Source organism: Micromonospora sp. CNZ309, assembly GCF_002846525.1.
The window spans coordinates 1,248,601-1,270,239 of sequence record NZ_PJNG01000001.1; the positions used below are offsets into that span (position 1 = coordinate 1,248,601).

The window sequence follows — 21,639 nt, forward strand, 5'->3', positions numbered from 1 at the left end:
GACTCACACCTCTCAGGACGGGCTCTGGCCGGCGAGCTGCTGGATCCGCACGATCACGAACTCGGCGGGTTTGAGCGGGGCGAACCCGACGACGACGTTCACCACGCCCCGGTCCCGGTCGTCGCCGGTGGTGGTCTCCGCGTCGCACCGCACCAGGTACGCCTCGCGCGGGGTACGCCCGGCGAACGCGCCCTTGCGGAACAGGTCCTGCATGAACGACGTCAGGTTCAGCCGCAGTTGGGCCCAGAGCGGCTCGTCGTTGGGCTCGAAGACGGCCCACTGGGTGCCCCGGAAGACGCTCTCCTCGATGTAGAGCGCGAGCCGGCGCACCGGCGTGTACTTCCACTGGCTGGCCAGCACGTCCGCGCCGGCGGTGGTGCGGGCCCCCCAGTTGACGGTGCCGACGACCGGGAACGTGCGCAGGCAGTTGAGCCCGAGCGGGTTGAGCACGCCGTTCTCGGCGTCGGTGAGCGGGTGGACCAGGTTGGTCACCCCGCGGAGCTGCGCCTCCGTGCCGGCCGGGGCCTTCCACACACCGCGCTCGGTGTCCTGGCGGGCGTACAGGCCGGCGAGGGTGCCGCCGGGGGCGACCGTACGGGGCCGGAAGCCGTCGGTCGGGTCGGGGATCCGCAGCCGGGGGAAGTGCGCCACGGCGTTGGGTCCCTTGACGCCGAGCTGGTTGATCCAGTCCAGCGCCCGGTCGGGGTCGTCCACCCCGGGCGGCGGGTCGACCAGCAGCATCGCCCGGCGCCGGGCGCACAGCTCGTAGGCGGCGGCCCAGACCGCGTCCGGGTCCACCCCGGTGTCGACGGCGCCCGGGTCGCCGGGCTTGGCGCGGGTCGCGTCGGGGATGCAGAGCAGGTTGAACAGGTCGGTCCGGAGCAGGGCGTAGATGCCGGTGTAGGCGGCCTCGGAGCCGATCAGCGCGGCGGCGCCGGGCAGGGTCGTGCCGTCCGAGCCGGTGACCAGGTCGCCCTGGCCGAGCCGCTTGGCGCCGACGGGGGTGTACCGGCCGACGTTCGTGGTGGCGCCGCCCAGGCCGAGCAGGGCCGCGCCGTCGGCCACGTCGCCGGAGGCGGTCGCGCCCGTGACGGTGAAGGCCGCGTCGACGGCCGCCGGGGCCACCAGCGGGTCCACGTCGCCGAGGACGCGCAGCCCGCCGTCGGCGGTGGGCAGCACCCGCACCCGTAGCCCGGCGGCCCCGTCGGCGGCCCCGAGCGCCGTGTTGATCTTCCGTTGCAGCAGCGCGGCCACGCCGGCGGGCGAGGACGGCAGCCGCTCGCCCTTCTCCAGCGCGGTCACGGTCACGGCGGCGACGGCCGGGACGGTCCTGGTGGGGTCCGCCGGGTCCGGCTTGGTGGGCCGGTCCGGCTGCACGGTGAGCCGGTAGTTCTTCGCCGCGTCGACCGTGGGCGTGCCGATCGCCGCGCCGAGGGTGCCGCTGGGCACCGGCCGGCCCGCGCCGCTCGCCCCGGCCCGGGCCCGCACGAGCGACGAGCCACGGTCGGGGTCGTTGAGCGCGGCGACGGCGTACGCGGCGCTCGCCGGGTCGGACGACAGCCCGGTGAAGCGCTCGCTCGCGCCGGTCGCCGGGTCCTGGACGCTGAGGTTGAACGTCTTCGGGTCGGCCGCGTCGTCGTGGTCGACGTCGATCAGCAGCCCGCTGCCCCAGCTGCCGGTGCTCGCGGCGTCCAGCACCAGCGCCGACTTCGGGCCGGCGCCCACCTTGTCGAGCAGGGTGACCGAGGCGGGGCGGGCGTCGGCGCGGGGCACCCGTACGACGAGCGCGGCGGAGCCGCCGTTGCGGAAGAACTGCTGCACGGCCAGGCTGAGTTCGGAGTCGCGGTCGACGCCGCCGAAGCGGCGCTCGAACTCGCCGAAGCTGTTCACCCGGACGGCGCGGTGCTCCGGGCCGGTCCGGACGTATCCGACGAAGGCGGCCACCCCGGTCGCCACGCCGATGACGGGTCGGACGCCGCTCGGGGCTTCCTCGATGTAGACGCCGGGATAGCTCGGAGTCACGGGCATGACTACCTCGTCTCGGAGTGGAAAGTCGGCTGCCCACACCCTCCGCCCGCAGGTCAGCGCCCTCTAGCGGGGACCCGACCGGGTTGCGACGCGAACCCGACACCCCGCACCGATGCGGTTACCGTCCGTGAACTGATCGGCCGCGGGCCGCCGCCGAACGTCGCGGCCCGCGCGCCGTTCGGCCAGCACGGCGGCCGGTCACCGGGCGGCGAGGGCCAGCACGCCCCGGTCCAGGACGATCCGCCCGGCCCCGTCACCGACGCGGAAGAGCACGCCGTACGGGCGCCGCCAGGCCTGCACCGTCAGGGTGTCGCCGGGGTGCAGCGGCGCGTTGAAGCGGGCCCGGACGTGCCGTACGCGGGTCGGGTCGTCGCCGACGAGGGGCAGCAGGAGCCGGCCGGCGAAGCCGAAGGTGCACAGGCCGTGCAGGATCGGTCGGGGCAGCCCGGCGCGACCGGCGACGACCGGATCGGAGTGCAGCGGGTTGCGGTCGCCGCTGAGCCGGTAGAGCAGCGCCTGGTCCGGGCGGACGGCGGCGACGACCCGGTGCTCGGGCGGGCCGGTCGGCGCGCGCCAGGGGGCGAACCGGGCGCGGCTGCCGCCGAAGCCGCCGGCGCCGATGACGAACATGGACCGGCGTACGACGGCCACCGTCGTGCCTGCCGGGTCGCGCAGCCGGGAGACCTGCTGGACCAGCGCGCCGCTGCCCTGGTCGTGCAGCGCGGTCACGGTGGCGGTGGCGTGCACCTGCCCGGCCGGCGGCAGCGGGCGGAACAGGGTGAGCGCCTCCTCCGCGTGCCGGACTGCGGTGGGGTCGCCCAGGGGTGGCGGGTCGGCGGCGAGGACGCTGGCGAAGGTCGGCAGCACCCGCTGCGGGTGGCCGGTCGAGTTCTCGGTGGTGAAGCGGAGTTCCGTGGCCGGGTCGCGTTGCCCCGCCCCGACCCCGAGGGCGTAGAGGATCGTCTCGGTGGCGGTCCAGGCCCGACGCGACGACGTGCGCAGCCCGACGAGCGCCGGCAGCGGGCCGCCTCCTCCCGGCGCGCTCATCGGCCCGCCGCCCCACCGCCCGCGCGCGCAGCGCGCTTCGTCGCCGGGCGGCGGGGCGATCGTCCGCCGGCGGCACCTCGACCCCCTGCGCCGCACGCGCGACTACGCAGAGTGGTCGACGTCGTCGCCTCTGCGGCCGGCGCCGGCTTGGGGCGGCCATCATCGGCCCGTTTGTCCAGCGTGTTCATCGGGCTCCCGATTTGTGGCTGCGGATTCGATCCGCCGACCGTCGATCCTCGACGGCTACTGTCTGTTGCAGGAAGGTGAGGTCGAATCTCTTGACTGTGCCCACCACCCAGCAGTAGCGTCCCATATTAAGCAACGGTAACCATAATATGAGCCGCTAGGTATCTGGGGTAGCCATGAGAATGCGAGCATTGCGAGCTGCGGTAGCAGCCCTGCTGGTGACCGCCGCCGTTGCGGCATGCGCGGAGAACCAGACCCCGACCGAGTCCGGTGGCGGCGAGGCGACCCCTTCGGTGGCGGTCAACTTCGGCGTGGGCGTCGACCCGGCGTACTCCCCGATCTACCTCGCCGACCAGGAGAAGCTGTTCCAGGCCAACGGCCTGAACGTCACCGTCACCCAGTACCAGGAGGGCACCGGTGGCCTCGATGCGATCCTGGCCAAGCAGGGCCAGGTCACCGCGAGCACCGAGTCGAGCCTGCTCAACCGGGCCACCCGGGGCGACATCAAGGGCCTGGCCGTCTTCTCGCAGTCGCCCAGCTTCATCAAGCTCGTGGCGCGCTCCGGCGTCGCCGACGTGGCGGGCATCAAGAAGTACGGCGTCGTCCCCGGCACGGTCAACGAGTACGCCACCAACAAGGTCCTCGCGGCGCGCGGCATCAGCCGGGAGTCCGTCGAGTTCGTCAACGCCTCGCCCGCCGAGATGCCGGCCCTGCTGCAACGCGGCGACGTGGACGGCTACATCATGTGGGAGCCGTGGCCCTCGCGCGGCGTCGCCAACGGCGGCAAGATCCTGCTGACCAGCGGCGACATCGGCTACGTCTACAACCTGGTGATCGGCGTCGACGGCGCCTGGTACGAGGCCAACAAGGAGACCGCCAAGAAGGTCGTGCAGACCATCGGCCAGGCGTGTGAGCAGCTCACCAAGGACCCCGCCAAGGCGGGCACGGTCACCGAGAAGGCCATCAAGGTGCCGGCGAAGGAGGCCCAGACGCTGCTCGAGGGCGTCCAGTGCCAGGTCCGCGACTTCACCGACGACGACCTCAAGCGCTACGGCGAGATCGCCCAGTTCCAGCAGGACAGCAAGATCGTCACCCAGAAGGCCGACCCGGCGACCGTCATGGTCAAGGGGGTGGCGTGACAGTCGACGGCACCGCCCCCGCCACCTCCGCCGGCGTGCCCGCCAGCCGCGCCGGCTCCCCGATCCGCATCCGCGACGTCGACATCCGCTTCGGCGAGTTCGTGGCCGTCAGCGGCGCGAGCCTCGACATCGCCGCCGGGGAGCTCGTCTGCCTGCTCGGCCCGAGCGGCTGCGGCAAGTCGACGCTGCTCAACGCGGTCGCCGGGTTCGTCCGCCCGGCGGCCGGCGAGGTGACCTGCGGCGGCGAGCCGGTGACCGGGCCGGACGTGTCGCGGGGCGTGGTCTTCCAGAGCGCCGAGGCGCTGTTCCCCTGGCTGACCGTACGCCAGAACGTCGCCTTCGGGCCGCAGATGCGCGGCGTGCCGAAGGCCCGGCGCGACGCGGTCGTCGACCGCTACCTGGCGATGGTCGGCCTCGCGCACAGCGCCGAGCGGTTCCCCGAGCAGCTCTCCGGCGGCATGCGCCAGCGGGCCCAGCTGGCCCGGGTCCTGGCCAACGACCCCTCGGTCGTGCTGATGGACGAGCCGTTCGGCGCGCTGGACGCCCAGACCCGGCTGGTGATGCAGGTCGAACTCGACCGGATCTGGCGCGAGACCGGCGCCACGATCGTCTTCGTCACCCACGACATCGGCGAGGCCATCCTGCTCGGCGACCGGATCGTCACGATGACCGCGGGGCCGTCGGCGGCGATCAAGAAGGACTACCGCTGTGACCTGCCCCGGCCCCGCGACCTGACCGACCCGGCCTGCGCGGCGCTCTTCCGCGAACTGCGCGAGGACATCGGCGCCGAAGTGGCCCGGACGCTGCGCGCCCAGGGGCTCGACGACGGCCACGACGGCCAGCCCGGCGCCGGCGACGACCGGACGGAGCAACGATGACCGTCGAGGCACCCACCGTCCCCGACCGCACCAGGGCGGCGGCCACGACCGGCCCCCGCCGCAACCGCTGGCCCCGGCTGACCCGCGTCGGGCTGTCGGTCCTGTCGGTGCTGCTCGGCGTGCTGATCTGGGACCTGGTCAGCCGCAACTACACCGCCTTCTTCCTGCCCTCGCCACGGCTCACCCTCGACGGCGCGGTCGAACTCGTCCGCGACGGCACCCTGTGGGACTCGGTCAGCGCGTCCTCGACCCGCATCCTCACCGGCTGGCTGCTCGGCGTGCTCGTCGGCGTACCGATGGGTCTGCTGATGGGCTGCATCCCCTGGCTGCGGCTGATGCTCGACCCGTACATCCAGTTCTTCCGCTTCGTGCCGCCGATCGCCTTCGTCACCCTGGCGATCATCTGGCTCGGGCCGGGGGAGGCGTCGAAGGTGGCGCTGATCTTCTACACCACCGTCTTCATCGTCGCCCTCAACACCCTGGCCGGGGTGCTGTCGGTCAACGAGATCCGGATGCGCGCGGCCCGGGCGCTCGGTGCCGGCCCCGTACGCAGTCTGGTCTCGGTCGTGCTGCCCTCGACGGTGCCGCACGTGGTCACCGGGGCCCGGCTGGCGATGGGCAACTCGTTCCTGACGATCGTCTCCGCCGAGATCGTCGCCGCCCAGAGCGGCCTCGGCTCGCTGATCTGGACGGCCCGCAACTACGCCAAGACGGAGTGGGTCTTCGTGGGCATCATCGCCCTGGGCCTGCTCGGCTACCTCTTCGACTGGATCCTGCGGCTGGTCACGGGACGGACCCTGCGCCGCTACGGCGTGACGTTCTAGTCGCCGACGCCATCCACCCCTACCCGAAAGGCTCGCCATGCTCTGCATCGGCGTCGACATCGGTGGCACCTTCACCGACGTCATCGTCTACGAGCCGGCCACCGCCCGGCTCGCCGAGGCCAAGACCCTCTCCACCCCGCGCGACCCCGCGGCGGCGATCTTCGAGGGCCTGGCCAAGCTCGGCGTCAGCCTGGACACCGTCGACCGGTTCGTGCACGGCACCACCCGGGTCACCAACGCGCTGCTCGAAGGCTCCGGCGAGCCGGTGGCCGTACTGGCGACCGAGGGCTTCCGGGACGTGCTGGAGATGGGCCTCGGGCACCGGCCGCGCCTCTACAGCGTCAAGGAGAGCGCCCGGCCGCCGCTCGTCGCGCGCCGGCACCGGCACGTGCTGCGCGAGCGCATCGCCGCCGACGGCAGCGTCGTACGGCCGCTGGACGCCGACGAGCTGGACGAGGCACTCGACCGGGTGGCCGCCGCCGGGCCCCGGGCGGTCGCGGTCTGCCTGCTGCACTCGTACCGGAATCCCGCGCACGAGCGGGCCGCGGCGCGGCGGCTGGCGGAGCGGCACCCCGGCCTGGTCTGCACCGTCTCCTCCGACGTGGTGCCGGAGCAGGGCGAGTACGAGCGCTTCGCCACCACCGTGCTCAACGCCAGCGTGCGGGCGACCGTCGCCGACTACCTGCGCGGGCTCGGCGACGCCCTGGCCGACGGCGGATACGCCCACCCTCTGTCGATCATGACGAGCAGCGGCGGTGTCGTCTCCACCGACGAGGCCGGGCGGCTGCCGATCAACCTGGCCCTCTCCGGGCCCGCCGGTGGGGTCGCCGCCAGCGTGCACGTGGCCTCGCTGGCCGGCTACCCGAACGTGATCACCTGCGACATCGGCGGCACCAGCACGGACGTCTGCCTGATCAAGAACGGCACCCCGTTGATGACCAGCGACGGGAAGATCGCCGGCTACCCGAACCGCACCTTCCAGGTCGAGATCAACACCATCGGCGCCGGCGGCGGCTCGATCGCCTGGCGCGACCGGGGCGGGGAACTGCGCGTCGGCCCGCGCAGCGCCGGCTCCACCCCCGGCCCGGCCGCCTACGGCCGGGGCGGCACCGAGCCGACCACCACCGACGCGCACCTGCTCGTCGGCCACCTCGACCCGGGCGAGAGCCTGGGCGGGGAGGTGCCGCTCGACCCCGACGCCGCCCGCGTCGCCCTGGCCGGGCTGGCCGGCACGTTCGGTCTCGACGAGCTGGAACTGGCGCGCGGCATCCTGACGCTCGCCACGGTCAAGATGACCAGCGCCATCAAGGAGATCTCCGTGGCGTGCGGCCACGACCCGCGCGACTTCGTGCTGATGCCCTTCGGCGGCGCCGGCCCGATGCACGCCACCGACCTCGCCGACGAGCTCGGCATCCGCCGGGTGCTCGTACCGCCGGTGCCGGGCAACTTCTCCGCGCTCGGCTTCGTCACCGCCCAGGCCCGCCACGACTACGTGCGTACCGTCCTGGTGCCGGCCGACGACGACGGCCTGACGGCGGCCCGGGCGGCCCTGGCCGACCTGCGCGACGCCGCCCTGGCCCAGCTCAAGGCCGAGGACGGCGTCGAGCCGGGCCAGGTCAGCTTCGGCCTCTCGGTCGGCATGCGGTTCCGGGGGCAGAGCTTCGACCTCGCCGTCGCCCTGCCCGAGCTGCCGGCCACGGCCGACGAGCTGGTGGCGGCCTTCCACGCCGCCTACGCCGAGCGCTACGCCTACACCCGCTCCGACCACCCCGCCGAGATCGTCAACTGCCGGCTCACCGCGTTCGGGCCCCGCCCGGCCGTACGCTTCGCCGCCCCGGCCGGCGGCCCGGCGCAGCCTGGCACGACCCGCCTCTACCGCACGGGCGGCTGGGTCGAGGCCAGCGTGTGGCACCGCGCCGACCTGGGCCCCGACTCCGTCGTGGCCGGCCCCGCCGTCGTACGCGAGAACGGCAGCACCACCGTCGTCGGCGGCGGCTGGAGCGCCACCGTCGACGACCACGGAAACCTGCTGCTGACCAAGGAGTGAGCCGTGACCCCGCCAGCGCTCGACCTCACCGTGCTGGAGCGCGCCGCCCGGCAGCCGGACCGCGCCCTGTACGTCTTCGACGACCCGGACCGGCCCGTGACGACGGGGGAGTTCGCCGACCTCGCCGGCCGGGCGGCGGCCGTCCTGGCGGCCCAGGGCGTCGGCCGTGGCGACCGGATCGCGGTCTGGGCCGAGAACGGGCTGGCCTGGCTGGTGCTGCTGGCCGCCGCGGCCTGGCGGGGCGCCGCCCTGACCACCCTGCACCCCGGCCTCACCGGGCCCGAGCTGACCTCGGCGCTGGCCCGCGCCCGACCACGGCGGCTCTTCGCCGCCGAGCTGGTCCGCGACCGACCCGGCCCGCCCACCGTCACCCGGGCCCTGGCGGGGCTGCCGCCGGGCGAGCGCCCGGACGGCTGGCACGTCCTCGGCGCGGACCTGGGCGCGGCGGCGCTGGCGGGGCTGCCCGGCTGGGACGACCCGGTCCCGCCGCCCGTCGGCGACCCGGACGCCGCCTGCAACATCCAGTTCACCTCCGGCTCCACCGGCCCGGCCAAGATGGTGTCGCTGAGTGCGGCCAACCTGCTGACCAACGCGGCCTGGACGGCCGAGGCGGCCCGGCTGCGCCCCGACGACCGGATCGCCTCGCCGCTGCCCCTGGCCCACGCGGCGGGGCTCGGCAGCGGGGCGATGCTGGCGCTGGTGACCGGCGCGCTGTGGGTCTCCACCCGCAGGTTCCGCACCGAGCCGGTGCTCGACCAGATCGAGCGGCACGCGTGCACGGTGGTGCAGGCCGTACCCACCATGGCGTCGATGCTCGCCGACCGCGTGGAGCGCGACCCCGGGCGCTGGGACCTGTCGTCGTTGCGGGTCGGCTTCCTCGGCGGCGCCGCCTGCGCCCCGGCGCTGCTCACCCGCACCCGCCGGGTCCTCGGCCTGGACCGGGTGGCGGTCGTCTACGGTCAGACCGAGGCCGGCCCGACGATCAGCCTGGACCCCGGCGACGGGAGCTGCGGGGCGCCCGGGCACACCGTCGGACGCGTCCTGCCGGCGCTGGAGGCCACCGTGGTCGACCCGGCCACCCGTGCCCCGGTGCCCGCCGGGCAGGTCGGTGAGCTGCTCGTACGCGGAGAGTCGGTCACCCGCGGCTACGCCGACGACCCGTTCACCACCGCTGCCGCGATCACCAGCGACGGCTGGCTGCGCACCGGCGACCTGGGGGCGCTGACCGGCGGGAAGGTCCTCACCCTGGCCGGCCGGATCAAGGAACTGATCATCCGTGGCGGCGAGAACGTGCACCCCGCCGAGGTCGAGGCCGTGCTCGCCGACGACCCGGCCGTGGCCCGGGTGTGCGTCCTCGGCGTGCCGTCGCCGCGCTGGGGGGAGGAGGTCGCCGCGCTGGTCGTGACCGTCCCCGGTGGGCGCTGCGACGTCGACCGGCTCACCCGCACCGCCACGGAACGGCTGGCCCGGCACAAGGTGCCGACCCTGATCCGTACGGTCGCCGACCTGCCGCTGCTGCCGTCGGGGAAGGTCGACCGGCGGGCCGCACGGGACCTGCTCGTCGCTTCGGGGGAGGAACGCTGATGCAGCTCGGCTCGTGTTTCCTGGACTCGCTCACCGTCACCAGCTTCTTCGGCAACGCCGAGATGCGCGGGGTCTTCAACGACCGGCAGCTCATGCAGTCCTGGCTCGACGTCGAGGCCGCCCTCGCCCGGGGCCAGGCGAAACTGGGCGTCATCCCGTCCGCCGCCGCGCAGGCGATCACCGAGGCGGCCCGCGTCGAGCGGCTCGACACGGCGGTGCTCGCCGCCGACGCCGCCGACACCGTGCACCCCCTCGTGCCGCTGGTGCGGGCGCTCACCGCCGCCTGCCCGGGCGACGCCGGCCGCTACGTCCACCTCGGCGCCACCACCCAGGACGTCATGGACACCGGCTTCGTCCTGCGGGCCCGCGACGGCCTGGACATCGTGCAGCGGCAGGTCGACGAGCTGGTACGCGCGCTGCGCCGGCTGGCGCTGCGCCACCGCGCCACCCCGATGGCCGCGCGCACCCACGGGCAGCAGGCGCTGCCGACCACCTTCGGCCTGCGCTGCGCGGTGTGGCAGGACGAGCTGCAACGCCACCGCGTCCGGCTGCGGCAACTGCGCCAGCGGTTGCTCGTGACGAGCATGGGCGGCGCGGCCGGCACGATGGCCGGCTACGGCCCGCAGGCGTTCGCGCTGGAGCAGGCCGTCGCCGCCGACCTGGGGCTCGGCGTCGCCGCCACCCCGTGGCACGCCACCCAGGACCGCTTCGCCGAGTGCCTGATGGTCTTCGGCCTCGTCGCGGCCAGCGCCGAGAAGCTGGCCCGGGAGGTCTACTTCCTCGGCCGCACCGAGGTCGGCGAGGCGTACGAGTCGCAGCGGTCCACCCAGGTCGGCAGCAGCACGATGCCCCACAAGCGCAACCCGATCCGCTGCGAGGCGGTGATCGCCGCCGCCGGCACCCTGCGGGCCCAGGTGCCCCTGGCGTTGCAGACCATGGTCGCCCAGGACGACCGGGACATGGGCGTCGGGATGACGCTGTGGAAGCTGCTGCCGGAGTGCTTCATCCTGCTGGGCGGCGCGTTGCAGCGGCTGGTCGACGTCTTCGGCGACCTCGGCGTCAACCCCGACCGGATGCGCGCCAACCTCGACCTCACCGGCGGGCTCGTGCTCTCCGAGGCGGTGATGCTGCGCCTGGCCGGCCCGCTCGGCCGGGAGCAGGCCCACCACCTGGTGATGCGGATCGTGCGCGACAGCCTGGAGCAGGGCCGCCCGTTCGCCGAGGCGCTGCGTGCCGACCCCGAGGTGGCCGCCGCCCTGCCCACGGCGGAACTCGCCGGCCTGCTGGACCCCCTGTCGTACGTCGGACACGCCGCCGCGCTGGTCGATCGCGCCCTACTCAACTCGGAGTCACCATGACCGACGCCCACCGTGCCGAGGAGTCCGTGCTGCTGCACCGCGACGGCCGACTCGCCCGGGTGACGCTCAACCGGCCCGCCCGACGCAACAGCTTCGACCTGGCGATGCTCGCCCGCTTCGAGGACGTGCTGCACGAGCTGTCGCGCGACGACGGCACCGAGGTCGTCCTGCTCACGGGCGCCGGCACCGCGTTCTGCGCCGGCACCGACCTGCACGAGCTGGCTACCCTCGACGCCCGGGCCACGATGTCCGTCCAGCGCCGCACCGCCGAGCTGGTCGAACGCTGGTACCGGCTGGAGCAGAGCACCGTCGCGGCGTTCAACGGCCCGGCCATCGGCTCCGGGGCGGTGCTCGGCCTGGCCAGCGACCTGCGGGTGGCCGCCGACACCTGCTTCGCGACCTTCCCGGAGGTGGGCTTCGGCATCCCGCTGACCTGGAGCGGCATGGCGATCCTCGCCGACCTCGTCGGCGCCGACCTGGCCAAGCGCTGGCTGCTGCTGGGCGACCGGATCCCCGCCGACGAGCTGCGCGACCTGCGGCTGGTGACCGAGGTGGTGGAGCCGGGGCGGCTCGCCGACGCCGCGACCGGGCTCGCCGGGCGGCTGCTGGCCACCTCCGCCGTCGGGCGGTCGATGACCAAGCGGGCGGCCCGCCTGGCCGGGCCCCGCTTCGAGGCCGCCGCCAACGACTCCTACCTCGGCGCGCTGAGCGTCGCGCTGCGCCCCGCCGGCGACTACCTCGCCCGGGATCCCCGGTGAGGGCCGGCGAGGCGATCGCCGACGCCATCGTGGCGCACGGGGTCGACACCGTCTTCGGGCTGCTCGGCGACGCCAACATGTTCCTGGTAGCGGACCTGGTCCAGCGCCACGGCGTCCGCTTCGTGGCGGCCCGCAACGAGAACGCCGCGGTGATGATGGCCGACGGCTGGGCCCGCGCCACCGGCCGGTGCGGCGTCGTCACCGTCACCCAGGGCCCCGGCCTGGCGGTCGCCGGTGCCGCGCTGACCATCGCCCGGCAGGCCGGCACCCCGCTGGTGCTGATCGCCGGCGACACCCCGCCCGGCGACCCGCTGCACGTGCAGAGCTTCCCGCAGCAGCCGTTCGCGCTGGCCACCGCCGGGGCGTTCGTGCCCGTGGTGGCGCCGGCCACCGCCGCCCGCGACGTCGGCCTGGCGTTCCGCGCCGCCGCCGAACGGCCCGGCCCGGTCGTCCTCGACGTCCCCATCGACCTCCAGGACGAGCCGGTGCCCGCCGGGGCCGTGCCCGCGCCGGCCGTCGTCGCGTACCGGCCCGCGTCGCCGGCGCCGACCGACGCGGCGGTCGCCGAGCTGGTCGGCCTGCTGGCCGCCGCCCGCCGCCCGGTGCTGCTGGCCGGGCGGGGCGCCGAGGCGGCGGCCGACGACGTACGCCGGCTCGCCGACTGGTGCGGCGCGGTGCTCGCCACCACCGTGCTGGCCGCCGGGCTCTTCGCCGGCCACCCGTACCACCTGGGGGTGGCCGGGGGACTGGCCCGCCCGCTGACCCGGCGGGTGCTGGCCGAGGCGGACCTGGTGGTAACCCTCGGGGCGGGACTCAACCGGTGGACGGCCGACCACGGCGCGCTCTTTCCCGGGGCGCGGGTGGTCGCGGTCGACGTCGACGCGCGGGCGCTGGGCGCGCGGTGGCCCGTCGACCTGGGGATCGTCGGGGACGCGGCGGTCACCGCGCGGGCCGTGACGGCCCGGCTCGACCCGCGCGAACGCCCGCAGTGGCGCAGTCCCGCCCTGGCCGCGCAGATCGCCGCGGCCGACCCGTTCGACGGCATCGCGTTCGTCGAGGGCGCGGCGGGCATCGACCCCCGGGCGTTCATGCGGATCTGCGCCCGGCGGCTGCCCGCCCGGCGCACCACCGTGGTGGGCGTGGGGCAGTTCGGGGGCTGGCCGAACCTGCTGCTCGACTCGTCCGCCGTGGACCGCGCGTTCATCGCGCCCTGGGAGTTCGGCAGCATCGGCGTCGGCCTGCCGTACGCCGTCGGGGCCGGGGTGGGCCGACCGGACCGGCCGGTGGTGGCCTTCGAGGGCGACGGCAGCCTGCTCACCGGCCTCGGGGAGCTGGACACCCTGGCCCGGGTCGGTGCACCCGTGCTGCTGGTGGTCCTCGACGACGGCGGCTACGGCGCGGAGGTGCGCAAGTTCGCCCCGCGTGGGGTCGACCCGGCGCTGGCCCGGTTCCCGGCCCGGGACCTGGCGGCAGTGGCCCGGTCCCTGGGCGTACCGGCCTGGACGGTCACCGACGAGGCGAGCGCCGAGGCGGCCCTCGACGCGGCGCTGCCGGTGACCGGGCCGGCGGTGCTGCACGTGCGGGTCCTGCCCGAGGTCACCCAGGAGCGGTTCTGAGGGCGTACGCCCCTTCGCGCCGCCGCCGGCACCTGACGCGGTGCCGGCGCGACGGCGGGGGCCCGTGGTGACCGGTTCGTGGGCGGCGCGCTCAGTCGCCCCACCGGTCGCCGAAGCCGTGGCCGAGCTGGCGGGACAGCTCGGCGGCGGTCCGGCAGGCGGCGTCGGCCAGTTCCCGGGTCCGGGTGTCGTCCAGGCGGAAGATCGGCCCGGAGATGCTGATCGCGGCGGTCACCCGTCCGCGCCGGTCGCGTACCGGGGCGGCCACCACCCGAAGCCCGTGCTCGCTCTCCTGGTCGTTGAGGGCCCAGCCCTGCCGCCGCACGGTGGCCATGTGCGCCACGAAGGTGTCCAGGTCGGTGATGGTGTTGCTGGTCAGCCCCGTGAACGGCACGGTGGCGAGCAGGGCGCGCAGGGCGTCGTCGTCGTGGTCGACGAGCAGGGCCTTGCCGGCCGCGCTGCACCACAGGGGGATGCGCCGGCCGAGGCGGGAGACGAGCTGCACGTTGCGGGTGCCCTGCACGACGTAGAGCGAGATGGCGTCGGAGCCCTCCAGGACGGCGAGGTTGACGCTCTCGCCCTCGCGCTCGGCGAGCTGGTGCAGCAGGGGCCGGGCCAGCGCGTGCAGGTCGATCCCGGCGAGGAAGCGGGCGCCCAGCTCGAAGACGGCGACGCCGAGGCGGTAGGTGCCGTTCTCCTCGTTGCGTTGCAGGAAGCCGGCGTCGGCCAGCGCGCGGAACAGCCGGCTGGCCGTGGACTTGTGCAGGCCCAGTTCGCGGCTGACGTCGCTGACCTTGCGCTCGACGGCGTCACCCCGGAAGGCCAGCAGGACGCCCAGGGCGCGGTCCAGCGCCTGGGTGCCCGACTCGCGGGGGGAGACGCCCTCGTCGGGCGTCGGGTCAGTGGCGTACGACATCTTGCTTCCCTGCCTTTCCGGCTGCTAGGTTTCATAATATAACTCTAGGACCACATGATGGTCCAATGCACGGTGGTCCACTCGCCCCGACCAGTCCAGGTCCCCTCCGGCGGAAGACACGGACCGACACCGGAATCAGTGAGGCATCCGCATGACCGTGAATCCGATCGACCTGGAAGTCGTCACCGAGAGTCTCATCTCGATCGTCCGCGAGATGCGGCAGACGATCTTCCGTACCGCGCACTCGCCGGTGATCGCCGACGCCCAGGACTTCTCCTGCGCGCTGTTCGACCCCTCCGGGCAGATGGTCGCTCAGGGCCGCGACATGCCGGGACACGTCATCGCCATGCCCGCCTCGGTGGCCGAGATCTTCGCCGACTTCGCCGCCGAGATGCGCCCCGGCGACCTCTACATCGTCAACGACCCGTACCGGGGCGGCAGCCACCTCAACGACGTCACCCTGATCAGCCCGGTCTTCGTCGACGGGCAGATGTTCCTCTTCCCCTGCGTCCGGATGCACTGGGCCGACATCGGCGGCATGACCCCCGGCAGCGTCTCCGGCCAGGCCACCGAGATCCTCCAGGAGGGGCTGCGGATCCCGCCGATCAGGCTGATCGAGGCGGGCCGCCCCAACCGGGCCGCCTTCGACATCCTCTTCGCCAACGTCCGGATGGCCGAGGAACGCCGCGGCGACCTCGAATCCAGCATCGCCGCCTGCCACACCGCGCAGCGCCGGCTGAAGGAACTCGTCGACCGCTGGGGCACCGCGCTGATCCTCGACTGCGTCGCGGCCAACATGGACCGCACCGAGCAGCGGCTGCGCGACATGATCCGGTCCCTGCCCGACGGCACCTACCGCTACGAGGACTACCTCGACCTCTACACCGACGGCGACTACGACGCCGCGATCGTGCGCTGCCGGCTGACCGTCGACGGCGACGAGATCGAAGCCGACTTCCGGGGCTCCTCCACCCAGGTCGCCGCCGTGGTCAACTCGTCGCGGGCGATGACCGTCGCCGGGGTGTTCATCGCGGTCAAGTCGGCCCTCGATCCCGGCGGCCTGGTCAACCACGGCGCGTTCCGGCCCCTGCGGGTGCTCACCGAACCCGGCACGGTGGTGCACGTCAGCTACCCGGCCCCGGCCAACGCCCACAGCGAGGTCCGCAAGCGGGTCATCTCCGCGGTGATGGCCGCGCTGAGCCAGGTGGCGCCCGACCTCATCGCCGCCGACCAGTTCGGCACCACCTTCCAGAACCTCATCGGCGGCGTCGACGAGCACACCGGTCAGCCCTACCTCTACTACGACTACCCGGCCGGCGGCAACGGCGGGTTCCTCGAATCCGACGGCCCCAGCGCGATGAACCCGGTCGACCTCGGCGACATCTCCACCATCCAGTCCGTCGAACGGCTGGAGACCGAGATCCCGATCCTGGTCGAGGCGTGCGAACTGCGCGCCGGCTCCTGCGGAGACGGTACCCACCGGGGCGGCCTCGGCAGCCGACGGGAGACCCGGCTGCTGGCCAGCGGCGGGTCGTACTCGGTGCAGACCGACCGCACCACCGTCCCCCCGTACGGGCTGCGCCACGGCGGCCCCGGCGCGCCGACGGTCACGTACCTGCGCCGCGCCGACGGCCGACGGGTCGACTTCGACACCCCCGGCAAGATCGCCGGCTTCCCCATGCGGGCCGGGGACGTGCTGGTCATGGAGTCCGCCGGTGGCGGCGGCTGGGGCGACCCGCTGGACCGGGCGCCCGACGCCGTCGCCGAGGACGTCCGCCAGGACTACCTGACCGCCGAGGAGGCCCGCCAGCGCTACGGCGTGGCCCTCGACGACACCGGCGAGGCCGACCGCGCCGCCACCGCCGAGCTGCGCCAGCGGCTGCGCGCCGAGCGGAACTGGCTGCGCCTGGCCACCACCGACCGGCCCGCCTACACCGGGCGGCGCGGCCAGCGCCGGCTCGCGTACGTCGCACCCGGCAGCGGCCTGGCCGAGGAGAGCCTCGTCGAGCTGCACGGCGTACACCCGGCGCCTCTGCGGGCCTGGCTGCGCCACGACGCCGCCCTCGCCGCCGACGAGATAGCCCTCGACGACGACGGGATGCGGATCCTCGGCGCCACCGCCGAGCACCGCGCGTACGTGCGGGTCCTCGCGGGGGAGGGGCGGTCGTGAGCCGCGTCTTCCGGGTGCCGGTGGCAACCACCAACCCCCGCGCCGGTCGCGGCACCGGCGCCGGCAGCGCCCCGGCCCCGCAGGCCGCGCCCGCCCGGGCCGGCATCGTCGCCGGCTGCCTCAGCCCACACCCGCCCCACCTGATCTACGCCGAGAACCCGCCGCAGAACGAACCCCGCTCCACCGGCGGCTGGGAGACGCTGCGCTGGGCCTACGAGCGGCTGCGCAAGCGCATCCAGGAGGTGCACCGCCCCGACGTGCTGATCGTGCACGCGCCGCACTGGATCACGATGGTCGGCCACCACGTCAACTGCGCACCGAACCCGCGCGGCATCTCCGTGGAGCCGATCTTCCCGCACCTCTTCCGTTACCGCTACGACTTCCGCACCGACGTCGAACTCGGCGAGGCCATCGTCGAGGAGGCCAGCGACCTCGGCCTGGTCGCCCGCGCGATGCGCGACCCCCGGGTACGCGTCGACTACGCCACCATCGGCGCCCTGCACCTGGCCAACCCCGCGTGGGACATCCCCGTGGTCTCCCTGTCGGCGAACAACAACCCGTACTTCTACTCCGACGCGTCCCTGGAGGAGATGGAGGTGCTCGGCGAGGCCACCCGCCGCGCCGTCGAGGCCACCGGCCGCCGCGCCGTGCTGCTCGCCTCCAACTCCCTGTCGCACCTGCACTGGCACGAGGAGCCGGCGCTGCCGGAGGACATGGAACGCGAACACCCGTACAACAACCACCAGTACCGGTGGGACATGAAGCTGCTCGAAGCGATCCGCCGGGGACCGACCGCCCCGCTGCGGGAACTCATCACCGAACACATCGAGGCGACCGCGTCGGAGACGAAGGCCGGCAGCCTCACCTGGCTGCTCGCCGCCATGGGCTGGCCCAAGGTCGCCGGAGACGTGCTCGGCTACGGCACGATCATCGGCACCGGAAACGCCGTCGTCGAGTGGCTGCCCGAGGGGAGCCCCCATGGCTGACCGGACCGGAATCGTCGCCGGCGCACTCCTGCCCGGCATGCCCCACCTGCTCGCGAAGGAACCCGCACCGAGCTGGAAGGCGCTGGCCACGGCCGCCCGCGACGTGGGCGAGCGGCTGCGCCGACTGGAGCCCGACGTCGTCCTGCTGCTGTCCACCCAGTGGTTCACCGTCCTCGGCCACCAGTTCCAGTGCGACCCCAACCCGCGCGGCGAACACGTCGACGAGAACTGGTACGCCTACGACTACGGGGAGCTCCGCTACGACCTGCGCTTCGACGTGGAGTTCAGCGAGCGGTGGGCCGACCGGGTGCAGGCCGACGGAAAGCAGGCCCGCCGCACCCGCTACGAGGGCTTCCCCATCGACACCGGCGCCATCGTCACCTCGGCGCTGCTCGACCCGGAGCGCAAGCTGCGCTGGGCGCAGGTCTCCTGCAACCTGTACGCCGACGCCGACACCCTCGCCGACGTCGGCCGGGCCGGCGCCGCCGCCGCCCGCGACGCCGGCGTACGCGCCGCCGTCGTCGTGGTCAGCGGCCTGTCCTCCGGGCTGATCCAGCAGTGGATCGAACCCGGGCAGGACCACATCGGCGCGCCCGCGCACGAGCAGTGGAACACCCGCGTACTCGACCTGCTCACCGCCGGCAAGGTCGACGAGGCGCTCGCCATCCGCGAGGACTACGCCCGGCAGGCCCAGGCGGACAGCCAGTTCCGCGCCCTCGCGTTCGCCGCCGGGACCGGCGCCGCAAGCGGCCCCGCGCAACTGCACGCGTACGGCCCGATCTGGGGCACCGGCGCCGCCGTCCTGTCCTGGAACCTGCCCGAGCGTCCCTGACCGAAGTCGACCCGCAACCAGAGCAAGGAGCAGACATGCGAAACGTGGCCGTGGGCTTCGTCGAAGCCGAGGGTTACACCCCCATCTTCGACGCCGTCGACGCGATGGTGAAGGCCACCGAGGTCGAGGTGACGAAGGTCGTACGCCTCGGCGGCGGCATCGTCGCGGTCGCCGTGCGCGGCGACCTCGCCACCGTCGAGGAGGCGGTGGACATCGGCGAGGAGACCGCCCGGGTGCGCAGCCGCTCGGTGCGCTCGATCGTCTTCGCCAGCCCCTGCGACGCGGTGAGCGCGCTCGCCGCCGAGCCTGACCTCGTCGGCAACTGACAACCGGGTAAGGAGAATCAGCCATGTCCTCCGACATCGCGATCGGAATCGTCGAGACCCGCGGCCTGGTGGCGCTCTCGGCCGGGATCGAAGCCATGATCAAGACCGCCGACGTCCGGTGCGTGGCCGTGGAGCGGGTCACCAGCGGCTACCTCGCGGTCGCCGTCCGGGGCACCCTCGCCGCCGTACGCCAGGCAGTCTCCGCCGGGGAGGCCGCCATCCGCGCCCACGGCGAGCTGCGCAGCTCCCAGGTCTACCCGAAGCCCCATCCGACCACGGCGGCCCTGCTGGACGCGCCCGAACCGGCCCGCATCCGCGAGGTCATCGCCGGCCTGCGGGGAGAAACCGATGGTGCTCGGTGACGTCGTCGGCAAGGTGTGGGCCGACCGCATCCTGCCGGCGTTGCAGGGCAGGCGGCTCGTCCTGGTCCGCCCGCGCGGCGACGGACCCGACCTGGTCGCCGTCGACCCCCTGAACGTCGGCGTCGGCACCACCGTCCTGGTCGTCACCGACGAGGCCGCCGCGGCCGTGACCGGCCAACCCACCGTGGACGCCGCCGTGGTCGCGCTCGTCGCGGAGCCCGGCACCGAGCGGACCGAACCCCGCACCTGAACCGGAAGGGACACCTGACGATGGCCGAGTCATCCTGGCCGGTGAGTCTGCGCGACGGCCACCCTGGCGCCGACCCGCCGACCCTGCGCAACTTTGTGGGCGGTGAGTTCGTCGAGGGTGGGCGGCGGTTCGTCAAGCGCAGTCCGGTGACGGGTGAGCCGGTGTTCGAGGTGGCCGAGGCGGATCGGGCGTGTGTGGACGACGCGGTCGCCGCCGCGCGGGCGGCGTTGCGGGGGCCGTGGGGCCGGATGGGGGAGCGCGAGCGGGCCGAGGTGCTGCGTCGGGTGGCCGACGAGTTGGAGCGCCGTTTCGATGATCTGGTGACTGCCGAGGTGGCGGATACGGGTAAGTCGATTTCGCAGGCGCGGACTCTGGATGTTCCGCGTGGTGCGGCGAATTTCCGGGCGTTTGCGGAGATCGTGGCGACGGCGCCGACGGAGTCGTTCACGACGGTCACGCCGTCGGGTGGGCGGGCGCTGAACTATGCGGTGCGTAAGCCGGTCGGGGTGGTGGCGGTGATCGTGCCGTGGAACCTGCCGCTGCTGTTGCTGACGTGGAAGGTGGCTCCGGCCCTTGCTTGCGGTAATGCGGTGGTGGTGAAGCCGAGTGAGGAGACGCCGGCGTCGGCGACGCTGTTGGCGGAGGTGATGGCCGCCGCCGGAGTGCCCGACGGGGTGTTCAACCTGGTGCACGGGTTCGGTCCGGATTCGGCGGGGGAGTTCTTGACCCGTCATCCGGATGTCGACGCGATCACGTTCACGGGTGAGTCGGCGACGGGTAGCGCGATCATGCGGGCGGCGGCTGATGGGGTGCGGCCGGTGTCGTTCGAGTTGGGTGGCAAGAACGCGGGTCTGGTGTTCGCGGATGCGGATCTGGATGCGGCGGTGGCGGGTTCGGTGCGGTCGAGTTTCACCAACGGCGGTCAGGTGTGTCTGTGTACCGAGCGGATCTATGCGCAGCGGCCGGTGTTCGAGGAGTTCACGGCGCGGCTTGCGCGGGAGGCCGCGGGGTTGCGGTTCGGGTGGCCGGCGGATGAGGCGACGGTGAACATGCCGTTGATTTCGCGTCAGCATCGGGACAAGGTGTTGGGCTATTACGACCTGGCTCGTGGTGAGGGTGCGCAGGTGTTGGCCGGTGGTGGTGTGCCGGCGTTTGGTGATGCGCGTGATGGTGGTGCGTATGTGCAGCCGACGGTGTTGACGGGGCTGGGCGCGGATGCGCGGACCAATCGTGAGGAGATCTTCGGGCCGGTGGTGCATGTGGCGCCGTTCGATGATGAGGATGAGGCGTTCGCGTTGGCGAATGGTACGGAGTATGGGTTGGCGGCGGCGGTGTGGACGCGGGATGTGGGGCGGGCGCACCGGGCGGGGGTGCGGTTGGATGCGGGGATCGTGTGGGTGAACACGTGGTTCCTGCGGGATTTGCGGACGCCGTTTGGTGGGGTGAAGGCGTCGGGTATCGGGCGTGAGGGTGGCGTGCACTCCCTCGATTTCTATTCCGAGCTGACCAACGTCTGCGTGGACCTGACATGAGCGCGATGGAGTCGGCGGCCGACGAACTGTTCCAGGCGCGGGAGAGCGGTAGGCCGTGTCCACCGCTGCGGGGGCGATTGCTGCCCGAGGGCGACGTCGACACGGCGTATCAGGTGCAGCAGCTCCAGGTCCGGCGGTGGCTGGAAGCCGGGCATCGGCGGGTGGGTGCGAAGGTCGGGTTGACGTCGCGGGCGGTGCAGGAGAGCTTCGGTGTGTTCCAGCCGGACTTCGGGGTGCTGCTGGACGACATGGCGGTGCCCGACGGGGCCGAGGTCGACCTCGACCGGCTGTTGCAGCCTCGGGTGGAAGCTGAGGTCGCGTTCGTGCTGGGTGCGGACCTGCCGGACGAGCGGGTCACGAGCGCGGATGTGATTCGGGCGGTGGATCACGTGTTGCCGGCGATCGAGATCGTGGATTCGCGGGTGGCGGGTTGGGACATCTCGATCGTGGACACGGTGGCGGACAACGCCTCCAGTGGCTTGTTCGTGCTGGGTACGGCGCCGCGTCGGCTGGTGGACGTGGACCTGCGGCTGTGCGGGATGGTCCTCGAACAGGCCGGTGAGCCGGTGTCGGTCGGAGCGGGTGCGGCGTGTCTGGGTAATCCGTTGCACGCGGTGCAGTGGTTGGCGCAGACGATGGCCCGCTCCGGTGATCCGTTGCGCGCCGGGGATGTGGTGCTGTCGGGGGCGCTCGGCCCGATGGTGCCGGTGACGCCCGGGGCGGCGTACGAGGCGCGCATCTCGGGGCTGGGCTCGGTGCGTACCTGTTTCTCGGGGGAGGCGCCGTGAGCGCGACGGCGG

At 73.6% G+C, this 21,639-nt stretch carries 19 protein-coding genes; 16 read left to right on the plus strand and 3 right to left on the minus strand.

The window, feature by feature from the left end; genetic code table 11:
- Positions 1–12: 12 nt before the first annotated feature.
- Positions 13–2,028: a phage tail sheath C-terminal domain-containing protein gene (locus tag CLT72_RS04845; protein ID WP_101409706.1), complete on the minus strand. Its 2,016-nt coding sequence runs from the start codon at positions 2,026–2,028 to the stop codon at positions 13–15.
- A 198-nt stretch (positions 2,029–2,226) separates the two neighbouring features.
- Positions 2,227–3,075: a MaoC/PaaZ C-terminal domain-containing protein gene (locus CLT72_RS04850; RefSeq protein ID WP_101409707.1), complete on the minus strand. Its 849-nt coding sequence runs from the start codon at positions 3,073–3,075 to the stop codon at positions 2,227–2,229.
- A 404-nt stretch (positions 3,076–3,479) separates the two neighbouring features.
- On the opposite strand from CLT72_RS04850, the gene CLT72_RS04855 reads away from it, so the two are divergent.
- The 8 genes from CLT72_RS04855 to CLT72_RS04890 are packed head-to-tail and all read left to right on the plus strand — an operon-like array spanning position 3,480 to position 13,465.
- On the plus strand, positions 3,480–4,400 hold the full coding sequence (locus tag CLT72_RS04855; RefSeq protein ID WP_486484180.1) for an ABC transporter substrate-binding protein: 921 nt from the start codon (positions 3,480–3,482) through the stop codon (positions 4,398–4,400).
- Entirely contained in the window at positions 4,397–5,278 is an 882-nt protein-coding gene (locus CLT72_RS04860) for an ABC transporter ATP-binding protein (RefSeq protein ID WP_486484181.1), read from the plus strand. The genes CLT72_RS04855 and CLT72_RS04860 overlap by 4 nt, the downstream gene beginning before the upstream one ends.
- Positions 5,275–6,102: an ABC transporter permease gene (locus tag CLT72_RS04865; RefSeq protein WP_350822813.1), complete on the plus strand. Its 828-nt coding sequence runs from the start codon at positions 5,275–5,277 to the stop codon at positions 6,100–6,102. Before CLT72_RS04860 ends, CLT72_RS04865 begins: the two co-directional genes overlap by 4 nt.
- A gap of 37 nt (positions 6,103–6,139) precedes the next feature.
- Positions 6,140–8,149 carry a hydantoinase/oxoprolinase family protein gene (locus CLT72_RS04870; protein WP_101409709.1) on the plus strand — a complete coding sequence of 670 codons (2,010 nt, stop codon included), beginning with the start codon at positions 6,140–6,142 and terminating at the stop codon, positions 8,147–8,149.
- A gap of 3 nt (positions 8,150–8,152) precedes the next feature.
- Positions 8,153–9,733, plus strand: a complete 1,581-nt coding sequence (locus CLT72_RS04875; RefSeq protein WP_101409710.1) for a class I adenylate-forming enzyme family protein — start codon at positions 8,153–8,155, stop codon at positions 9,731–9,733.
- Complete coding sequence (gene purB, locus CLT72_RS04880; RefSeq protein WP_101409711.1) at positions 9,733–11,091, plus strand: adenylosuccinate lyase; 1,359 nt, start codon at positions 9,733–9,735, stop codon at positions 11,089–11,091. Before CLT72_RS04875 ends, purB begins: the two co-directional genes overlap by 1 nt.
- A complete protein-coding gene (locus CLT72_RS04885; RefSeq protein ID WP_250100244.1) occupies positions 11,088–11,849 on the plus strand; it encodes an enoyl-CoA hydratase/isomerase family protein in 762 nt (253 codons plus the stop codon). Before purB ends, CLT72_RS04885 begins: the two co-directional genes overlap by 4 nt.
- Positions 11,846–13,465, plus strand: coding sequence for a thiamine pyrophosphate-binding protein (locus tag CLT72_RS04890; protein ID WP_101409712.1), 1,620 nt, complete (start codon positions 11,846–11,848; stop codon positions 13,463–13,465). Before CLT72_RS04885 ends, CLT72_RS04890 begins: the two co-directional genes overlap by 4 nt.
- Positions 13,466–13,556: 91 nt before the next feature.
- Here the strand turns inward: CLT72_RS04890 and CLT72_RS04895 are convergent, their stop codons facing one another.
- Positions 13,557–14,381 carry an IclR family transcriptional regulator gene (locus CLT72_RS04895; protein WP_101409713.1) on the minus strand — a complete coding sequence of 275 codons (825 nt, stop codon included), beginning with the start codon at positions 14,379–14,381 and terminating at the stop codon, positions 13,557–13,559.
- Positions 14,382–14,532: 151 nt separating this feature from the next.
- On the opposite strand from CLT72_RS04895, the gene CLT72_RS04900 reads away from it, so the two are divergent.
- Genes CLT72_RS04900 through CLT72_RS04935 form a run of 8 tightly spaced genes read left to right on the plus strand, consistent with a single transcriptional unit; the run spans position 14,533 to position 21,627 of the window.
- Positions 14,533–16,551 (plus strand): hydantoinase B/oxoprolinase family protein, encoded by a 2,019-nt coding sequence (locus CLT72_RS04900; protein WP_101409714.1) that lies wholly within the window; start codon positions 14,533–14,535, stop codon positions 16,549–16,551.
- Complete coding sequence (locus tag CLT72_RS04905; RefSeq protein ID WP_101409715.1) at positions 16,548–17,537, plus strand: DODA-type extradiol aromatic ring-opening family dioxygenase; 990 nt, start codon at positions 16,548–16,550, stop codon at positions 17,535–17,537. The genes CLT72_RS04900 and CLT72_RS04905 overlap by 4 nt, the downstream gene beginning before the upstream one ends.
- Entirely contained in the window at positions 17,530–18,369 is an 840-nt protein-coding gene (locus CLT72_RS04910) for a DODA-type extradiol aromatic ring-opening family dioxygenase (RefSeq protein WP_101409716.1), read from the plus strand. Before CLT72_RS04905 ends, CLT72_RS04910 begins: the two co-directional genes overlap by 8 nt.
- Before the next feature lie 35 nt (positions 18,370–18,404).
- Positions 18,405–18,695, plus strand: coding sequence for a BMC domain-containing protein (locus CLT72_RS04915; RefSeq protein ID WP_101409717.1), 291 nt, complete (start codon positions 18,405–18,407; stop codon positions 18,693–18,695).
- Between the two features lie 23 nt (positions 18,696–18,718).
- Positions 18,719–19,057 carry a BMC domain-containing protein gene (locus CLT72_RS04920; protein ID WP_089000517.1) on the plus strand — a complete coding sequence of 113 codons (339 nt, stop codon included), beginning with the start codon at positions 18,719–18,721 and terminating at the stop codon, positions 19,055–19,057.
- Entirely contained in the window at positions 19,044–19,307 is a 264-nt protein-coding gene (locus CLT72_RS04925; protein ID WP_101409718.1) for a EutN/CcmL family microcompartment protein, read from the plus strand. Before CLT72_RS04920 ends, CLT72_RS04925 begins: the two co-directional genes overlap by 14 nt.
- 20 nt (positions 19,308–19,327) lie before the next feature.
- Positions 19,328–20,839, plus strand: coding sequence for an aldehyde dehydrogenase family protein (locus CLT72_RS04930; protein WP_486484182.1), 1,512 nt, complete (start codon positions 19,328–19,330; stop codon positions 20,837–20,839).
- Positions 20,836–21,627: a 2-keto-4-pentenoate hydratase gene (locus CLT72_RS04935; protein ID WP_101409719.1), complete on the plus strand. Its 792-nt coding sequence runs from the start codon at positions 20,836–20,838 to the stop codon at positions 21,625–21,627. Before CLT72_RS04930 ends, CLT72_RS04935 begins: the two co-directional genes overlap by 4 nt.
- The last annotated feature ends 12 nt before the right edge of the window (positions 21,628–21,639 follow it).

Coding starts and splice junctions, on each gene's coding strand:
- CLT72_RS04910 (WP_101409716.1), top strand. CDS start 17,530: ATGGCTGACCGGACCGGAATCGTCGCCGGCGCACTCCTGCCCGGCATG.
- CLT72_RS04935 (WP_101409719.1), top strand. CDS start 20,836: ATGAGCGCGATGGAGTCGGCGGCCGACGAACTGTTCCAGGCGCGGGAG.
- CLT72_RS04870 (WP_101409709.1), top strand. CDS start 6,140: ATGCTCTGCATCGGCGTCGACATCGGTGGCACCTTCACCGACGTCATC.
- CLT72_RS04900 (WP_101409714.1), top strand. CDS start 14,533: ATGACCGTGAATCCGATCGACCTGGAAGTCGTCACCGAGAGTCTCATC.
- CLT72_RS04920 (WP_089000517.1), top strand. CDS start 18,719: ATGTCCTCCGACATCGCGATCGGAATCGTCGAGACCCGCGGCCTGGTG.
- CLT72_RS04845 (WP_101409706.1), bottom strand. CDS start 2,028: ATGCCCGTGACTCCGAGCTATCCCGGCGTCTACATCGAGGAAGCCCCG.
- CLT72_RS04925 (WP_101409718.1), top strand. CDS start 19,044: ATGGTGCTCGGTGACGTCGTCGGCAAGGTGTGGGCCGACCGCATCCTG.
- CLT72_RS04930 (WP_486484182.1), top strand. CDS start 19,328: ATGGCCGAGTCATCCTGGCCGGTGAGTCTGCGCGACGGCCACCCTGGC.
- CLT72_RS04885 (WP_250100244.1), top strand. CDS start 11,088: ATGACCGACGCCCACCGTGCCGAGGAGTCCGTGCTGCTGCACCGCGAC.
- CLT72_RS04895 (WP_101409713.1), bottom strand. CDS start 14,381: ATGTCGTACGCCACTGACCCGACGCCCGACGAGGGCGTCTCCCCCCGC.
- CLT72_RS04865 (WP_350822813.1), top strand. CDS start 5,275: ATGACCGTCGAGGCACCCACCGTCCCCGACCGCACCAGGGCGGCGGCC.
- CLT72_RS04850 (WP_101409707.1), bottom strand. CDS start 3,075: ATGAGCGCGCCGGGAGGAGGCGGCCCGCTGCCGGCGCTCGTCGGGCTG.
- purB (WP_101409711.1), top strand. CDS start 9,733: ATGCAGCTCGGCTCGTGTTTCCTGGACTCGCTCACCGTCACCAGCTTC.
- CLT72_RS04915 (WP_101409717.1), top strand. CDS start 18,405: ATGCGAAACGTGGCCGTGGGCTTCGTCGAAGCCGAGGGTTACACCCCC.